The sequence below is a fragment of the Mesorhizobium sp. B283B1A genome (assembly GCF_020165735.1).
GTDB classification, from domain to species: Bacteria; Pseudomonadota; Alphaproteobacteria; order Rhizobiales; family Rhizobiaceae; genus Mesorhizobium; species Mesorhizobium opportunistum.
Map to the genome: position 1 here is coordinate 120,023 of NZ_JAIUIQ010000002.1, position 15,472 is coordinate 135,494.

The following is a 15,472-nucleotide window of genomic DNA, read 5'->3' on the forward strand; positions in this document are numbered from 1 at the left end:
AGGCACTATGAAACTTGGACTGCTCACCGCACCGTTCGCGGAGACGCCGCTCGGCGAGGTCGCCGGCTGGGCAAATCAGGCCGGCTTCGAGGCGCTGGAAATCGCCTGCTGGCCGAAAACGTCCGGCGCGACCCGCCGCTATGCCGGCACCAGCCATATCGACGCGTCTTCCACCTCGCCCGCGCAGGCCAAGGAGATCGTCGCCTCGCTGGCCGAAAGGAACCTCACGGTCTCCGGCCTCGGCTACTATCCCAACCCGCTGCATCCGGATGCCGCGCATCGCGAGGCGGTCATAGGCCATCTCAAGAAGGTGATCGTGCTGGCCGCCAATATGGGCGTTCCCGTGGTCAACACCTTCTGCGGCGGCGATGCCTCGAAGACCGTCGACGTCAACTGGCAGGATGCGCTGAAAGTCTGGCCCGAAATCGTCGCGTTTGCACGCGGCCATGGCGTCAAGCTTGCCTTCGAGAACTGCCCGATGATCTTCAGCTATGACGAATGGCCGGGCGGGCACAACATCGCCTATTCGCCACAGGTCTGGCGCCGCATCCTGGAAGCCTGGGGCGGCGAGGTCGGCATGAATTTCGACCCCTCGCATCTGGTCTGGCAGATGATCGACCAGGCCCGCTTCATCAGGGAATTCGGCCCCTACATGCTGCATGTCCACGCCAAGGACCTGATGATTGATCGTGAGGGTTTGTACGAGCGCGGAATTCTCTCCGCCGGCATAGGCTGGCAGGTGCCGCGCATGCCGGGGCTGGGCGATGTCGACTGGAGCGGCTTCTTCTCCGGCCTCTACCGCGCCGGCTATGACGGATCCGTCATCATCGAACATGAGGACAGGCGATTTGAAGGCAGCGACGACCAGGTGAAGCGGGGCTTTCTGCTCGCCCGCGACGTGCTGCGTCCTTTCGTCAAGTGAATTGGAGTGCTCCGCATGACTCACTTTGTCAGCGGCGTGCTTCAACGGATTGAACTGGAACTGAAAAACAATGTGGAGGAAGTCTGAAATGAAAAAAATCCTGACCATGGTCCCGCTCCTTGCGGGTGCCGCCTTGCTGGCCTCGGTGGGCGTCTCTGCCGCCGCCGGCAAATACACGATCGGCATCTCCAACACCGTGCAGGGCAATGGCTGGCGCGAGGAGATGGTCTGCGCCATGAAGGCGCAGGCACTCGCGTCCGGCGAGGTCGCCAAGCTCAACATCGCCCACCGCAACACCGATGCCGCCGGCCAGTTGGAAGACATCCGCAACCTGATCAGCGCCAAGGTCGACGCCATTGTCGTCAACCCCGCCGATCCGGCCGGCATCAAGGCGGGCCTCGAGGAAGCCACCAAGGCCGGCATCGTCGTCGTCGCCGTCGACCAGGCGGTCACCGAACCGTCGGCCTACATCATCTCCAACAACCAGGAACAATACGCCTATCTCGGCGCCAAGTGGCTGTTCGGCCAGATGGGCGGCAAGGGCGAGGTGTTCTACATGCGCGGCGCCGCCGGCGCTTCGGCCGATTCCGATCGCGACAAGGGCTTCAAGAAGGCGCTGGCCGAATTCCCCGACGTGAAGGTCGCACAGGAGGTCTTCACCGGCTGGCAGCAGGACCAGGCCAAGCAGCAGATGCTGTCGTTCCTGGCCACCGGCACGCCGTTCAACGGCGTGTGGACGTCCGGCATCGACAACGTCATTGTTGACGCGCTGGTTGAATCGCAGGCGCCGCTGGTGCCGGTGGTCGGCGCCGACAATGCGGGCTTCGTCGGCCAGCTGAGCTCGGTCAAGGGCCTCGTCGGCGCTGCCGTCACCAACCCCGGCTCGATCGGCGGTGCTGGTGTCACGCTGGCGCTGCAGATCCTGGACGGCAAGAAGCCGGCGCAGCAGACCGTGCTGGTCGACCCGCAGCTGTGGGACAACGCGACCGACGAAGGCAAGGCCAAGCTGAAGGCCGCCGCCGACCCGTCGCTCAGCCCCGAATGGCCGGTCTCGATCTCGATCCCGGACTGGACGACGTACACGAAGGAGCAGATCGTGGCCTGCAAGGGCCCGGGAGAGTAAGCACCCGCGCTTCTGCCTTCTCCCCTTGCGGGAGAAGGTGGATCGGCGCGCAGCGCCGAGACGGATGAGGGGTGTTCCAGCGGAGTGAGACGTTGGTATTCCCTGGAGCACCCCTCATCCGACCTCGCTTCGCGAGGCCACCTTCTCCCGCAAGGGGAGAAGGGAAGGTCACCGTTGCGGCCAGTCGGTTCCACAAATACCTGAACAGCTTGACCCGAGACCCAACAATTTGACCACCAGCCCTCTCCTCGACGCCACCGGCGTCGCCAAGAATTACGGCGCGGTTGCCGCCCTTCGCAACGCGTCCCTCTCCGTGCTGCCGGGCGAGGTGCATGCGTTGATGGGCGCCAATGGCGCCGGCAAGTCGACGCTGGTGAAGATCCTGACCGGCGCCATCCAAGCCAATGCCGGGCGCATCCTGATCCGTGGCGAGGCGCGCGACATACGCTCGCCGGCCGCCGGACGCCGCGCCGGCCTGTTGCCGGTCTACCAGGAACCGTCGCTGATCCCCGATCTCGACGTGCTTTCCAACCTGCGGCTGACCGGCACGCCGGTCGAGCCGTTCCGCGCCTGGGTGCGCGAACTCGGCATTCCCGACCTCGACCTGCGCGACACCGCGCGCGACATCCCGCTGGCCGTGCTGCGCGTGCTCGACCTGGCGCGGGCACTTGCCGTCGAGCCCGACGTGCTGCTGCTCGACGAGATGACGGCCGCACTCCCCGCCAACCTCGCCGAGAAGGTGCTGGAAGTGGTGCGCCGCCAAGGCGACTCGGGCCGCGCCGTGATCTTCATTTCGCATCGCTTCGTCGAAATCTCCGCACTGTGCGACCGCGCCACCGTGCTGCGTGACGGCGAGACCGTCGGCGTCGTCGACATCGTGCCCGGTGTCGAGGAAAAGATCGTCGAGCTGATGCTCGGCACACGCATCGTCAAGACCCATGTCGCCGCCCGCAGCGCTGCTGAAAAGGCGGCGCCCATCGCCTCCCGGCCGCGCATAACCGTGCGCAACCTGCGCGTCGGCACCAAGCTCAGCGATGTCTCCTTCGATCTTAGAGATGGCGAAGTCGCCGGCGTCGTCGCGCTCGAAGGCCAGGGCCAGGACGAACTGTTCTCAGCCTTGGCCGGCTCGATCCGCCCATCCGGCGGCACCATCGAGGTCGACGGCCAGCCGGCAAAGTTCTCGCACCCGATCGACGCCATCCGTGCCGGCATCGCCTATGTGCCGGGCGACCGCGCCGAGGCGCTCGCCATGCAGCGCTCGGTGCGCGAGAACATCGCCCTGCCCTTCAGCGCTGCGTTCCGCCACTGGGGGCCGATCAAAATGCGCCGGGAGCGCGCGAAGGTGGCCAGCGCCATCGAGCGGCTGCAGATCGACACCCGCGCGCAGGGCGAGGTGCAACGCCTGTCCGGCGGCAACCAGCAGAAGGTGACCATCGCCCGCTGGATCGCGGCAGATGCCCGCACCATCCTGTGTTTCGACCCGACCCGCGGCATCGATGTCGGCACCAAGCAGGAGATCTACAAATTGCTGCGCGAACTTGCCGGCAACGGCAAGTCGGTGCTGTTCTACACCTCGGAACTCGAAGAGGTGCAACGCGTCTGCGACCGCGTCATCGTCATCTTCGGCGGCCGCCTGGTCGACATCTTCCCGGTCGAGGAAGCCGACGAACCGGCATTGATGCGCACCGCCTACGGCCTGCCGCGCGGCGTCAAAGCCGATGTCGGCATTTTGGCTGACCCCACCGCGAACACTTCCGATGCGCCGGAGGCGGCGCCTTGAGCCATTTCCTGCGTCGCCAAGGCTGGGTCACCGGCCTGTTCGCTCTCCTCATCGTGCTGTTCATCGTCACCAAGCTGATCCAGCCGGGCTATGGCAGCGGCGACTTCGGCTCGCTGGCGCGCGCCGTTCTGCCCTATGCCTTCGCTGTCGCCGCGCAGACGGTGGTCGTGATCGCCGGCGGCATCGACCTGTCGGTCGCGGCGATGATGGCGCTGACCAGTGTTACCGCCGCCTCGATGATGGCGGGCGCGAGCGAGGAATACGCGCTGTTCGTGGTGCCTTTCGTGCTTGCCATGGGCCTCGTGCTCGGCGCCGTCAACGGCATGCTGATCGTCGTCACCCGCGTGCCCGACATCGTCGTCACGCTGGCCATGCTGTTCGTGCTGCAGGGTGCCGCCCTTCTGGTGCTCGGCGCGCCGGGCGGAAGTGCCGCCGAATGGCTGAAGGCGCTGATCTCGGGCACCGTGCCGACACCGGGCCTGCCCGACGCCATCGACGCCTGGCTGCCCAAGGCGCTGCTGGTGCTGATCGTCTGTCTCTGCATCGTCTGGATACCGCTCAGGCGCTCGCGCCTCGGCCTCTCCATCTACGCCATCGGCTCGAGCGAACTGGCGGCGTTCCGCTCAGGCGTGCCGGTCGCCCGTACCCGCATCGTCGCCTATGCGCTGTCAGGCCTGTTCGCAGCCATGGGCGGGCTGGCGCTGACCATGAGCACCGGCATCGGCGCTCCCATTCCCGGCCCCTATCTCTTGGCCAGCGTCGCCGCCGTGGTGCTGGGTGGCGTGGCGCTCGGCGGCGGCAAAGGCGGCCTGCTCGGCCCCATCGTCGCCGTCTTCGTGCTGCGCCTGGTGCGCACGGATCTCACCCTGCTCGCCATCGACCCCAACGTCACCGCCATCATCGAAGGCGCCATCATGGTCGCCGTGGTTATGTTCGGCGCGTTTATTACCATGCGGGGGCGGCAATGATGAGGGTGCATCGGCATGCGCTTCCACCTTCCCCCCTTGTGGAGGAAGGTGGATTGCCGCGCAGCGGCAAGACGGATGAGGGGTCCAGGGAACGCCAACGTCTCACTCCGCTGGAGCACCCCTCATCCGTCTCGGCGCTATCGCGCCGATCCACCTTCTCCCACAAGGGGAGAAGGGAAAGATGCGTCGCGCCAACTCTATCGCGAGCCACCCCATGAGCACCACCGCGATCACCCCCGTCCCCTTCGGCCGCCGCCTAAAGCGCTTCATGGCCGACCGGCCGCTGATCCCGCTGATCATCTTGCTCGTCATCCTGGTGGTGATCCTGCAGATCCTGCGCCCCGGCATCGTCAACGAGCGCTGGATCGCCAACACCATCAAATTCGCCATTCCGCTGGCGATCCTCGCCGGCTGCCAGACCATGACCATGCTGACCGGCGGCATCGACCTGTCGGTCGGCACGGTGGCGACGATGAGCGCCTTCATCATGGCGACGCAAGTCGTCAACCAGGACCCGGCGGTGGCTTTCCTGCTGGCGATGATGCCGGCGGTGCTGATCGGGTTGGTCAACGGCATCGGCGTCGGCGTCTTCCGCGTCCACCCGCTGATCATGACGCTCGGCACCAGCCTGATCGGCACCGGTTGCCTGCAGGTCTACCAGCGTACGGTGATCGCGTCCGGCGCCAAAATCCCTGACTTCCTCGCCTGGCTCGGCACCGGCGTCACCTCGGGCTTTCCCAACGCCCTGCTGTTGTTCGTGCCGCTCGCCGCGCTGATCGTCTTCACGCTCGCCCGCACCGGCTTCGGCCGCCTGCTCTACGCAGTCGGCGACAATGAGCGCGCAACGCGGCTGTCGGGCGTGCAGTACTGGCAGGTGATCACCGCGCTCTACATCACCTCCAGCGTGCTCGCCGGCATCACCGGTCTGCTCTACATCGGCCTCATCAAGGCCCCGTCGCTCTCGCTCGCCGAACCCCTGGTGCTGCCCTCGGTCGCCGCCGCCGTCATCGGCGGCACCTCCATCTTCGGCGGCCGCGGCGGCTATACCGGCACCATCATCGGCGCCTTGATCCTCACCGTGCTAACGACGCTGCTGACCATCCTGCAGATGCCGGAGGGGGCGAGACGGATCTTGTTCGGGCTGATCGTGCTGTTCGTGACGGCGGCTTATTTGCGGATAGTGGAGGAGCGGTAGTTCCCGACCGCCTGGCCTTCGCTGGAACCGCCTCAGTCTTTCTTCCAGGCCGTCAGCAACGGCCCCTCGCTTCCATAGACAGGGTCCTTTCGCGGACGGCCTACCCTGGGGATCGTCACGATCGCCTTGGCGTGGTCGGCGGTGGTCGTGCATATGTCGTAGGTGCCGGATGCGGGATAGGCGCCAACCACGAGGAAGTCGCCGGACGCCGAGATCCGCTGGTGTCCGGTGCCGGCCGGGAGAACCGCGACATCGCCCGCCTTCAGCGCCAGCGTTCGTCCCTTATCGCCGCCAAACTGAACTTTGGCCGTGCCGCGCGCGACGCCGAGCACTTCGTGGATGCGCGAATGGTAATGAACGTAGCTGTAGATGCCGTCGCGCCAGTTGTCGCCCCAGCCATTGGCGCCGAAAAGCTCCTCCATGACCGCTGCGGGATCGAATTCTTGCGGCAGCCGCACGGCGCCGCGATAGACGACAAGCGGCCAGGATGGATGGTTGGGCACCAGACCATCGTCCCTGAACCTGAATTCATTCGGTTTTCGCGGCCTTACGAGATCGGCGGCCTGTCGCCTGTCTGGTCTTGCAACGCCGGTAACCTGTTCGGCTGCTTTCTTCATGCTTTGCAGGATGCTCATGACATGGCCTCGCATCAGGGAACCGACGCCGGCTAGAGCATTTCACCGTTTCACGGAAACGGCGAACCGCTCTATCTCTTTGTTTTTACGCAATTCCGGACGGAAAACCGTGTCACACTTTTCCTGGAATTGCTCTAAACCTGTGTGCCCGTCGCTTGGTTCCATCAAGGCTGTGCCCGCCGCCTGGCGCGAAAGCCGAGCGGCGGGCCCTATGGTCAACCCGCGAGTTCGCCCGCACGCGGCGCATCGCCCAGCGCTACGGCCGGCGCAACCATGTCCTGCACCAATATGTCATTGCGTCGTGCAAAGCTGACCAGCGTTGCCCGCACGGTTTCGGGGTCGATCTCGCCGGCAATGCCGGCCTTGCAGGCGTTGAGCGCAATGGCGTGCGCGCCGTTGCGGCCGGCGGCCGGCCAATCCTGCAACAGGGCGTAGGCTTCCATCACATTCTCGATCCCAACCGGAAAGCCCATTCCGACCAGAACGGTGACCGGTTCTTCAAACTGCCCGCGATTCATGGCTTTTGCCTCCTCTCGATTATGCGGCACCTGCGGCGGACCTGACACAGGAGAGCGCGGCCCGCCGCCGCCGACAGGGTGCATGGATGTCTTGTATGGAAGATTGAGCCGCCGGTTGGGCACCGCCGATCGCGCCCGGCTCGACCTGGGCAGTTCGATCCTGGCCGGCCCGATGTTGGCCGGCCCGATGTTGGCTGAGTCCAGCGCCGGCATGCCCCTGCCTGGCGCCGGCAACATCCTGTGTGCCTTCACCAGCGCCTCGAGCCAGGCGGCGACGGCAAATGGAGATCGGCTGCGGCCGTCAAGCCAGGCCGCAATCTCTCCTTGCGGACGGCCGAGTTCGGCGGCGAGGTCAGCCGCCTCCCATCTCAGTATTCTCAGGCATTCACGCAACCGGCCCGCGATCACGTCTCCACCTCCAAACAACAACGCCCTTCATCTTCTGTGCGGCGAACATCGCTCGCCGGTTCAACCGCCGGCAGCCGCCGCCGACACCTGCTGCGCCGCCAGGAACATCAGCGCCGAGGCGGCGGTGCGCCGGCTCCAGCCGGCGGCTTCGGCCATGTCGAGCAGCCCTGCCAGTCGCGGCTGCAGCACGCTGCGGCATTCTTTTTCGTAGGCCAGGAACTCCTTTGCCTCATGTGTCGGCGCCGGCAGGGGTCCAAGGCCAGCCATCGCATCCATGTTTACCTCCGCTCGATTTCATCCTGATGCCCGCTCCCCAGCCGGGGAGCGGGCGGTCATGCATGGGCTCAGAAATCCATGCCGGCACCGGCGGGCATCGCCGGGCTGGCGGCTTCCTTCTTCGGTTTCTCGGCCACCATCGCCTCGGTGGTCACCAGCAGGCCGGCGACGGAGGCTGCGTCCTGCAGCGCCGTGCGCACCACCTTGGCCGGGTCGATCACGCCCTGGCCATAGAGATCGCCGAACTCGTTGGTCTGCGCATTCCAGCCCCAGCCGAACTCGCTCTTCTCGCGCAGCTTGCCGACGATGATCGAGCCTTCGGCGCCGGCATTCTCGGCGATCTGGCGCACCGGCGTTTCGATCGCGCGGCGCACGATCTCGACACCGGTCTTCTGGTCGGGATTGTCGGTCTGGACGGCATCAAGCGCCCTGGCGGCTCGAAGCAACGCGACGCCGCCACCGGGCAGCACGCCTTCCTCGACTGCCGCGCGCGTGGCATGGAGCGCATCGTCGACGCGGTCCTTGCGCTCCTTGACCTCGACCTCGGTCGAGCCGCCGACGCGGATCACCGCGACGCCGCCGGCAAGCTTGGCCAGCCGCTCCTGCAGCTTCTCGCGGTCGTAGTCCGAGGTGGTCTCCTCGATCTGCGCCTTGATCTGCGCGACGCGGCCCTGAATCTCTTCCTTGCGGCCGACACCGTCGACGATGGTGGTGTTCTCCTTCTCGACCACCACCTTCTTGGCGCGGCCCAGCATCTCCAGCGTCACATTCTCCAGTTTGATGCCGAGATCTTCCGAGATCGCCGTGCCGCCGGTGAGGATGGCGATGTCCTCCAGCATGGCCTTGCGGCGGTCGCCGAAGCCGGGCGCCTTGACGGCAGCAACCTTGAGGCCGCCGCGCAGCTTGTTGACCACCAGCGTGGCCAGCGCCTCGCCCTCGACATCCTCGGCGATGATCAGCAGCGGCTTGCCCGACTGCACCACCGCCTCCAGCGCCGGAAGCAGCGCCTGCAGGTTTGAGAGCTTCTTCTCGTGGATCAACACATAGGGCTCGTCGAGTTCGACGCGCATCTTGTCCTGATTGGTAATGAAATAAGGGCTGAGATAGCCGCGGTCGAACTGCATGCCCTCAACGACTTCGAGCTCGGTCTCGGCGGTCTTGGCCTCCTCGACGGTGATCACCCCTTCATTGCCGACCTTCTCCATCGCCTCGGCGAGGAAGCGGCCGATCTCGGCATCGCCGTTGGCCGAGATGGTGCCGACCTGCGCGATCTCGTCATTCCTGGTCACGTCGCGGGCATTGGCCTTCAGCTCTGCCACCACCGCCTCCACGGCCTTGTCGATGCCGCGCTTCAGGTCCATCGGATTCATGCCCGAGGCAACCGCCTTGGCGCCTTCCTTGACGATGGCCTGGGCAAGAACGGTCGCCGTCGTGGTGCCGTCGCCGGCGATGTCGTTGGTCTTGGACGCCACTTCGCGCACCATCTGCGCGCCCATGTTCTCGAACTTGTCCTCAAGCTCGATCTCCTTGGCAACGGTGACGCCGTCCTTGGTGATGCGCGGGGCGCCGAACGATTTGTCGATCACCACGTTGCGGCCCTTGGGGCCGAGCGTCACCTTCACCGCATTGGCAAGAATATCGACGCCGCGCAGCATCTTCTCGCGCGCTTCGGTATGGAATTTAACCTCTTTGGCAGCCATTGGATCACTCCTTCATCTAGGCAGCATTCGTTGACTGGTTGAATTTCCAAGAAGCCGTCAGGCGGCCTTCTTGATCTGCGCGGCCTCTTCGATCACGCCCATCACGTCACTTTCCTTCATGACGAGCAGATCCTGGCCGTCGAGCCGGATTTCGGTGCCGGACCACTTGCCGAACAGGATGCGGTCGCCGACCTTGACGTCGAGCTCGACCAGCTTGCCGCCGTCGTCGCGCGCGCCGGGACCGACAGCGAGTACCTCGCCTTCCTGCGGCTTCTCCTTGGCGGTGTCGGGAATGATGATGCCGCCCGCGGTCTTTTCCTCGGCGTCGATGCGGCGGACCAGGATACGGTCATGCAATGGACGGAACGCCATTTCGTTCTCCTTCTGGACAAACATGTTTTTCGCGGTTCCTCCGCAACCGGACCGGCAAAATCGGCCGGCGCGGAACGCAGCGACCCTTGCTCAGGCATCGCGCGCGCATATCGAGCTAGTTTTGCCGTTTTTCGGTTTCAAGAGCCCCGCCAAAAAATTTTGGCACTCATGCGCCGCGAGTGCCAAGAGCCTGTTATCGCGACCTTATCCAGGTCGGATGCCGGCTTGAATCTTCGATCTTTGTTCAACAGATTATAGGCGGCCGGCGCATCCCGGGCGCCGGAACCGCGATCCGCTCAAGGAGTTGTTTGCAGACGGAGCACATCGATGGACCAACAGATTTGTTCGCCGCTCAAATCCACCCCTGCCGCCGAAAGCTCCAACCGCGCGCTTGACCGCCTGCTCCAGGCTACCAGCGACGGCGGCGTCTCGGCACTACGCCAGCCGAGCGGCGATTCCATCACCCTTTTGACAGGCTGGATGCCTAATACCCGACAGGAAGGAGAAACGAATGATCGCAAGCGTCAGCAAGGAATTCCGTCTCCAGATGGAAGGCTACGGCCTGACCACGGCGGAGATTCACTATCACCTGCCCGATCATCCGAGCCTGCTCCAGCTCTATGTCTGGCAGGATTATGACCTTGCGCCCGAGTTCCCCGAACTTCACGGGTTCCTATCCTATTGGGAGCGCGAACTCGAAGGCCCGCTGCACTCGGTTCGCGTCGCCCACCACCGGCTGATCCAGCCTTCGGAATGGCGGGCCATCGACGGCATCATCGCTATCCAGTAGCGCGAGCGACCCGCTCCAAACTCGCCAAATCCATGGGGCTGGGTCGGAAGTCGAAGTAGACATTTGGAGGCGACGCGCGGCACCAGCTCACCAGAAGCCGATCAACGACCTCAATATCGCCGTTGGGCCGATCGCTTCCCGGCAGGTCCTGCGAAACCCGGCTCGGCCCGTTGCAGCAAGCACGTCGCCATCGATGTCGGCTAGGATAAGGCGTGCATTGCGCCATCCGATCCTGGCGAGCGCCGATGCCAGATCCGCGCGCGCCGGATCGAACGGGCCCTGGTTGGCGGCCGGATCCGCGGGCCGGTCGATGTCATTGCTCGCACCGATCGCGTGCCGAGGGATGGTCACGGTGGTGCCGGCGTCGAAAGGCGGAGAAAGATCGAGGAACCGGGAAATCGCACCGAGGCAAAGCGCAGGTTCGCAAACGAGCTGCTCATAGGCCACGAAATGCACGGGTGCGCCGGTGCGGCGCAGGGCTTCCATGGCAAAGTAAAACTGGTTCCAATAATCGGCAGGTGTGCGGAACCTGTAGGCCATCTTTGGGTGCGCAAAATCCTGCTTGAGTTCGAATGGCCTGTTCAGGAATGGACCGAGATGTTTGGCCGGCCGGAAAATGCTGTCGTTTCGGCTGAAGCGGAACCATGACAGGAGCTGGGTGATGGGATCCTTGCTCATCACGATGATGGGCAAGTCTCCATATCCAAGGTCGCGTCCGTTCATCAGGGCCGGAAAGATCCCATGCTTCCAAAAGCCCTGGTCGAAGACGACAGACACCCCGAGATGAGTTTCCACCAGGTGCTTCGCGAGATTCGTGCCGGACCTCGGCGTCCCCATGATACGCACCCGGGCGACCTTGCCCTCAGCCTGCCTATGCGATCCGTCGGGTGTTGAACGCGTCATGGCCCCCTCACAGCGCCAGGCTCCCTTGCTCCGCCTCCTCGGCGTTGGGGTCGCCGGGCGCCGTTGCCCAGGCGAGTTCGACCAGAGTCACGGTGCGCTTTCCCGTGCCGTCGAGCTGGCAAACGATGAGCCCCTGCTCCTCGATATAGGTCAGGAGGCGCCGGGCACGGCGCAGCGAGTGCGAGCCATAGGCGCGCGCGATCGCGGCATCGCTCGGGCACGGCCAGCCCTCCTTCGCCGCGCGAGCGATCATCATGAACACGCCCTGCATGTCGTCGGGCAGCAGCGAGGCGCGGACGGAAACGTCCCTCCATGCGTCATCCTGCGTCGTCTCGGAGCCGAGGCCGGCGCGAGCTCGCGTCAGCATGCGGCGGAACGCGGGCAGGTCCGGCACGACCGAGGCGAGGCCCTCGATGCGGCAGCGAACCACGAACTCCTGATAGAGCACGCCGATGACGCGGAACCCCGCATCGGGCTCGGCCAGCACGGCGCGCAGCACGCGGTCGACACGCTCGCGCCGCTCCGCCAGATCCTCCGCGCTGATCAGCGGCTCAGCTGGTTCGGGGCGGATTTCCAGGGCCGCCGACTTCGCCGCCATCAGTTGGTCGAGCAGGTCCGGCGACGCCGTCCGGCGCGGCGCGCGCGCCGTTTCGGGCGGCGGGGCGGCCAGGATGACGGCGCGGGCATCCTCGAGCGCGGATTCCGGCAGCGGCATCAACCGTGGCGTGCCGTTGCGGGGGCTGGTATCGGTCGGGCCGATGCGCAGGCCGAGCGGCCGGCGCGACAGTGCCGGACCCAACGCCATGAACTGCCCGCGTTCCAGGTCGCGGAAAGCCTCGGCCTGCCGCCGCTCCATGCCCAGAAGGTCGGCGGCGCGCGCCATGTCGATGTCGAGGAAGGTGCGGCCCATGAGGAAATTGGAGGCTTCCGCCGCGACGTTCTTGGCGAGCTTGGCCAGCCGCTGCGTGGCGATGATGCCGGCCAGCCCGCGCTTGCGGCCACGGCACATCAGGTTGGTCATGGCGCCGAGCGACAGTTTGCGCGCTTCGTCCGAAACCTCGCCGGCCACGGCCGGCGCGAACAGCTGCGCCTCGTCCACCACCACCAGCATCGGATACCAGTGGTCGCGGGCAACCTCGAACAGCCCGCCGAGGAAGGCGGCGGCGCGCCGCATCTGGTTCTCGGCATCGAGCCCTTCGAGATTGACCACGGTCGAGACGCGGTGGATGCGCGCCCGCTCCCCGGCGGCTTGCAAGCCGCGCTCGGTATGCTCCTCGGCATCGATCACCAGATGCCCGTAGCGGTCGCCCAGCGACACGAAGTCGCCTTCCGGGTCGACGATGGTCTGCTGCACCCAGGGCGCGCTCTGCTCCAGCAGCCGGCGCAGCAGATGCGACTTGCCGGAGCCCGAATTGCCCTGCACCAGAAGCCGGGTCGCCAGCAGCTCCTCGAGATCGAGCGTCGCCGGGGCGCCTGCCGTCGTGTTTCCCATCTCGATCGCAACGGTCATGCCAGACTCATCAGCTCCTTCGCAGACGGGCTTATCAACCGGAGCATGGCCCGTCGAGCACCGATGGCCGGCAGGCCGACGTTGCGCACAGCCGCGAGAGATGCCGTTTGCCGGATGGAGCCTGTGGATAGTAACCGGTTGTTCACCATGGGCCGGCGTTCGAATTGAAGATGCCGGACATCCGCGTAGCCTGACTTTGCATCGCGCCCCAACGTGGTGCGTCCCAACCCCGCCCGGCGACCGGCGTTTCAAGTTTCCTTTGTGTATACGCCGGTCGTCAGCTCCACCCATCGCCCTGCCGCGGCACCGGCGGCAAGGGCGGTGCATCTAGCCCATTGAACGGGTCACGCCAGGCCTCGATCGCTTCGAGCCGGCGATACCAGCCGGCAAGCATGGGATAATCACCGACCGGCAGGCCGCCGACATCGTTGAACGGCAGGAAAGTCGCCATGCGGAAGTCGGCGTAGGAGACCCGATCCCCGACCAGCCATTGCCGCCCTGCCAGCGCCGCCTGCAGGATCGCCGCCATCGTGTGAAACAGCTTCAGCCCCTCCTCGACCAGTTGGCGATCGATTGGGCCTAAATGATAGCGCTGCTTGGTGCCGCGCTCGAAATGCACCATGTCGCAGGCCCTGGCGAAGTTCTCCTTGCCCCAGCTTAGCCAGCGGATCATCTCGGGCTCGTCATTGCCGGTGCGCCAGAAATCCGATCCGACGTCGCGCGACAGCCGGCAAGCGATGGCGTCCGCTTCCCACAGGCTGCCGCCCGGCCACGCCAGTATCGGCAGGGAAAGATTGGGATTGAGCGGCCGAAATCGCTCCGCTTGCCCCGGCGCGAAGGGTGAGGCGAATTCGAAGGTCACATCAGCCTTGAGGTAACGCGCAACCGCGACCGCCAGGCGCGGATTGGGATTGCGGCTGAAGTAGAGTTTCATTTCGCCTCCGGCCGGCATCGGCTCGATCTCGTCACTCATATGCTCTCCTTGTCCTGGCGAGTATCGCCAGACCCAGGACGGCTGTGGCCGGTATAATCCTACAAAGTTTGGGTTGACCGCCTCCGATGGCGAGGCGACACTTCATCTCGTACCAAGGCAGGAGGAAATGCGATGGACGAGCCCGAACGGTGGCGCCACATGTCGACGGCGCCCAAGGACGGCAGCCGGATCCTGGTCACGGTCCGCCCGTCCGAACAGGGGCCGGCTGAAGTCGACCTCGCCTACTGGGCACGCGGCGACCAGTTCGCCGGCGAAGGCTGGCGCGCATCGGATTCCTCGCCGGGCCGCGTCGTCGAATACGCCGAGCCGGAGCTGAAATGCTGGATGCCCCTGCCCTCCGCCAGTCTCAGCCGTGGCGGCTCGATGCCGGCCCCCTGGGAAGGCGAAGACGCACAGCAATTGGACGGGTCCGGGATTTAGCACAAAGGGCGAAGCTGCTTCGCCGCCGGCTCCTTCAGGTCAAACTTTTAAAACAAAAACGCCGCCGTGGCGGGGTTCGGTCCGTTGCGGCCGTCAGCCGAATCCATGCCCCGGATCGTCTCCAGGTCCTGCGCGTCCAGCTCGAAATCGAAGACATCGAAATTCGCCGCGACGCGGTCCTGGTGGATAGACTTCGGGATCACGATCAGCCCTTCCTGGAGGTGCCAGCGGATCATCGTCTGCGCGGCGGATTTGCCGTGCTTGTTTGCGATGCTCGCGATGGTCGGGTCGCTGAGCAGGCGGCCGCTGCCCAGTGGGCTCCAGCTTTCGGTGTGGATGTTATGCCCGGCATGAAAGTCCCTGAGCGCGCGCTGCTGGAAGCGCGGATGCAATTCGATCTGGTTGACGACGGGCGTCACGCCCGTCTCGCCGATGATGCGCTCCAGATGGTCCTGGTTGAAATTCGAAACGCCGATCGACTTGATGCGGCCGGCCTTTTTGAGTTCGATGAGGGTCTTCCACGCCTCGACATATTTGTCCTGGCTGGGCACCGGCCAGTGGATCAGGAACAGGTCGAGCTGCTCGATGCCGAGCTTCTTCATCGTGTCGCCGAAGGCCGTGAGAGCCGCGTCGCGCTGGTGGGCGCCGTTGCGCAGCTTCGAGGTGATGAACAGCTCGCTTCTCGCCACATCGGAAGCGCGGATCGCCTCGCCGACCCCCTCCTCGTTCTGGTAGCCTTCGGCGGTGTCGATCAGCCGGTAACCCGCCTTGATTGCCGAACCCACCACTTGCGCGGTGATGGCGGCATCGACCTGCCAGACGCCAAGGCCAAGCTGAGGAATGGCGGCACCATCGTTCAATGTGATCTGTTCTGGCATGGTCAGGTCCTTTGCGAAGAAATGTCCGGGCGGTCGCCCAACGCAGCCTATCTAGGGACCTCCCTGGACAACGGCCAGTC

Annotated in this window: 16 protein-coding genes; 7 read left to right on the forward strand and 9 right to left on the reverse strand. The window is 65.2% G+C overall.

Annotation, left to right across the window (positions count from 1 at the left end):
• Nucleotides 1–7: 7 nt before the first annotated feature.
• The 5 genes from LB577_RS01970 (at nucleotide 8) to LB577_RS01990 (ending at nucleotide 5,988) form a co-directional block, all read left to right on the forward strand.
• On the forward strand, nucleotides 8–922 hold the full coding sequence (locus tag LB577_RS01970) for a sugar phosphate isomerase/epimerase family protein (RefSeq protein ID WP_224685332.1): 915 nt from the start codon (nucleotides 8–10) through the stop codon (nucleotides 920–922).
• Nucleotides 923–1,010: 88 nt separating this feature from the next.
• Nucleotides 1,011–2,045, forward strand: a complete 1,035-nt coding sequence (locus LB577_RS01975) for an ABC transporter substrate-binding protein (protein ID WP_224685333.1) — start codon at nucleotides 1,011–1,013, stop codon at nucleotides 2,043–2,045.
• A 229-nt stretch (nucleotides 2,046–2,274) separates the two neighbouring features.
• Nucleotides 2,275–3,825 (forward strand): sugar ABC transporter ATP-binding protein, encoded by a 1,551-nt coding sequence (locus LB577_RS01980; RefSeq protein WP_224685334.1) that lies wholly within the window; start codon nucleotides 2,275–2,277, stop codon nucleotides 3,823–3,825.
• Nucleotides 3,822–4,793, forward strand: a complete 972-nt coding sequence (locus LB577_RS01985; RefSeq protein WP_224685335.1) for an ABC transporter permease — start codon at nucleotides 3,822–3,824, stop codon at nucleotides 4,791–4,793. Before LB577_RS01980 ends, LB577_RS01985 begins: the two co-directional genes overlap by 4 nt.
• 214 nt (nucleotides 4,794–5,007) lie before the next feature.
• Nucleotides 5,008–5,988 carry an ABC transporter permease gene (locus LB577_RS01990; protein ID WP_140576540.1) on the forward strand — a complete coding sequence of 327 codons (981 nt, stop codon included), beginning with the start codon at nucleotides 5,008–5,010 and terminating at the stop codon, nucleotides 5,986–5,988.
• A 32-nt stretch (nucleotides 5,989–6,020) separates the two neighbouring features.
• On the opposite strand, the gene LB577_RS01995 is transcribed toward LB577_RS01990, so the two are convergent.
• The 5 genes from LB577_RS01995 to LB577_RS02015 all read right to left on the reverse strand — a co-directional run bounded on the left by LB577_RS01995 (nucleotide 6,021) and on the right by LB577_RS02015 (nucleotide 9,897).
• On the reverse strand, nucleotides 6,021–6,623 hold the full coding sequence (locus LB577_RS01995; RefSeq protein ID WP_224685336.1) for a cupin domain-containing protein: 603 nt from the start codon (nucleotides 6,621–6,623) through the stop codon (nucleotides 6,021–6,023).
• 215 nt (nucleotides 6,624–6,838) lie between these two features.
• Nucleotides 6,839–7,549 carry a DUF982 domain-containing protein gene (locus LB577_RS33240; RefSeq protein ID WP_224685337.1) on the reverse strand — a complete coding sequence of 237 codons (711 nt, stop codon included), beginning with the start codon at nucleotides 7,547–7,549 and terminating at the stop codon, nucleotides 6,839–6,841.
• A 60-nt stretch (nucleotides 7,550–7,609) separates the two neighbouring features.
• Nucleotides 7,610–7,825 carry a hypothetical protein gene (locus LB577_RS02005; protein ID WP_013894426.1) on the reverse strand — a complete coding sequence of 72 codons (216 nt, stop codon included), beginning with the start codon at nucleotides 7,823–7,825 and terminating at the stop codon, nucleotides 7,610–7,612.
• A gap of 68 nt (nucleotides 7,826–7,893) precedes the next feature.
• Complete coding sequence (gene groL / locus LB577_RS02010; protein WP_224685338.1) at nucleotides 7,894–9,525, reverse strand: chaperonin GroEL; 1,632 nt, start codon at nucleotides 9,523–9,525, stop codon at nucleotides 7,894–7,896.
• Between the two features lie 57 nt (nucleotides 9,526–9,582).
• Entirely contained in the window at nucleotides 9,583–9,897 is a 315-nt protein-coding gene (locus LB577_RS02015) for a co-chaperone GroES (protein ID WP_023768249.1), read from the reverse strand.
• Between the two features lie 511 nt (nucleotides 9,898–10,408).
• Here LB577_RS02015 and LB577_RS02020 point away from each other — a divergent pair.
• On the forward strand, nucleotides 10,409–10,687 hold the full coding sequence (locus LB577_RS02020; protein WP_013894422.1) for an usg protein: 279 nt from the start codon (nucleotides 10,409–10,411) through the stop codon (nucleotides 10,685–10,687).
• Nucleotides 10,688–10,774: 87 nt separating this feature from the next.
• On the opposite strand, the gene LB577_RS02025 is transcribed toward LB577_RS02020, so the two are convergent.
• The 3 genes from LB577_RS02025 to LB577_RS02035 form a co-directional block, all read right to left on the reverse strand.
• A complete protein-coding gene (locus LB577_RS02025) occupies nucleotides 10,775–11,380 on the reverse strand; it encodes a sulfotransferase domain-containing protein (protein ID WP_224685339.1) in 606 nt (201 codons plus the stop codon).
• A gap of 217 nt (nucleotides 11,381–11,597) precedes the next feature.
• Nucleotides 11,598–13,100, reverse strand: a complete 1,503-nt coding sequence (locus tag LB577_RS02030; protein ID WP_224685340.1) for an ATP-binding protein — start codon at nucleotides 13,098–13,100, stop codon at nucleotides 11,598–11,600.
• Between the two features lie 277 nt (nucleotides 13,101–13,377).
• Nucleotides 13,378–14,034, reverse strand: a complete 657-nt coding sequence (locus LB577_RS02035; RefSeq protein ID WP_224685449.1) for a glutathione S-transferase family protein — start codon at nucleotides 14,032–14,034, stop codon at nucleotides 13,378–13,380.
• Nucleotides 14,035–14,205: 171 nt separating this feature from the next.
• Here LB577_RS02035 and LB577_RS02040 point away from each other — a divergent pair, with 171 nt between their 5' ends.
• Nucleotides 14,206–14,514 (forward strand): hypothetical protein, encoded by a 309-nt coding sequence (locus LB577_RS02040; protein ID WP_224685341.1) that lies wholly within the window; start codon nucleotides 14,206–14,208, stop codon nucleotides 14,512–14,514.
• Between the two features lie 47 nt (nucleotides 14,515–14,561).
• Here LB577_RS02040 and LB577_RS02045 read toward each other — a convergent pair whose 3' ends face one another.
• The gene (locus LB577_RS02045) at nucleotides 14,562–15,392 is read right to left on the reverse strand and encodes an aldo/keto reductase (protein WP_224685342.1); all 831 of its coding nucleotides are present in this window, start codon (nucleotides 15,390–15,392) and stop codon (nucleotides 14,562–14,564) included.
• Between the last annotated feature and the right edge of the window lie 80 nt (nucleotides 15,393–15,472).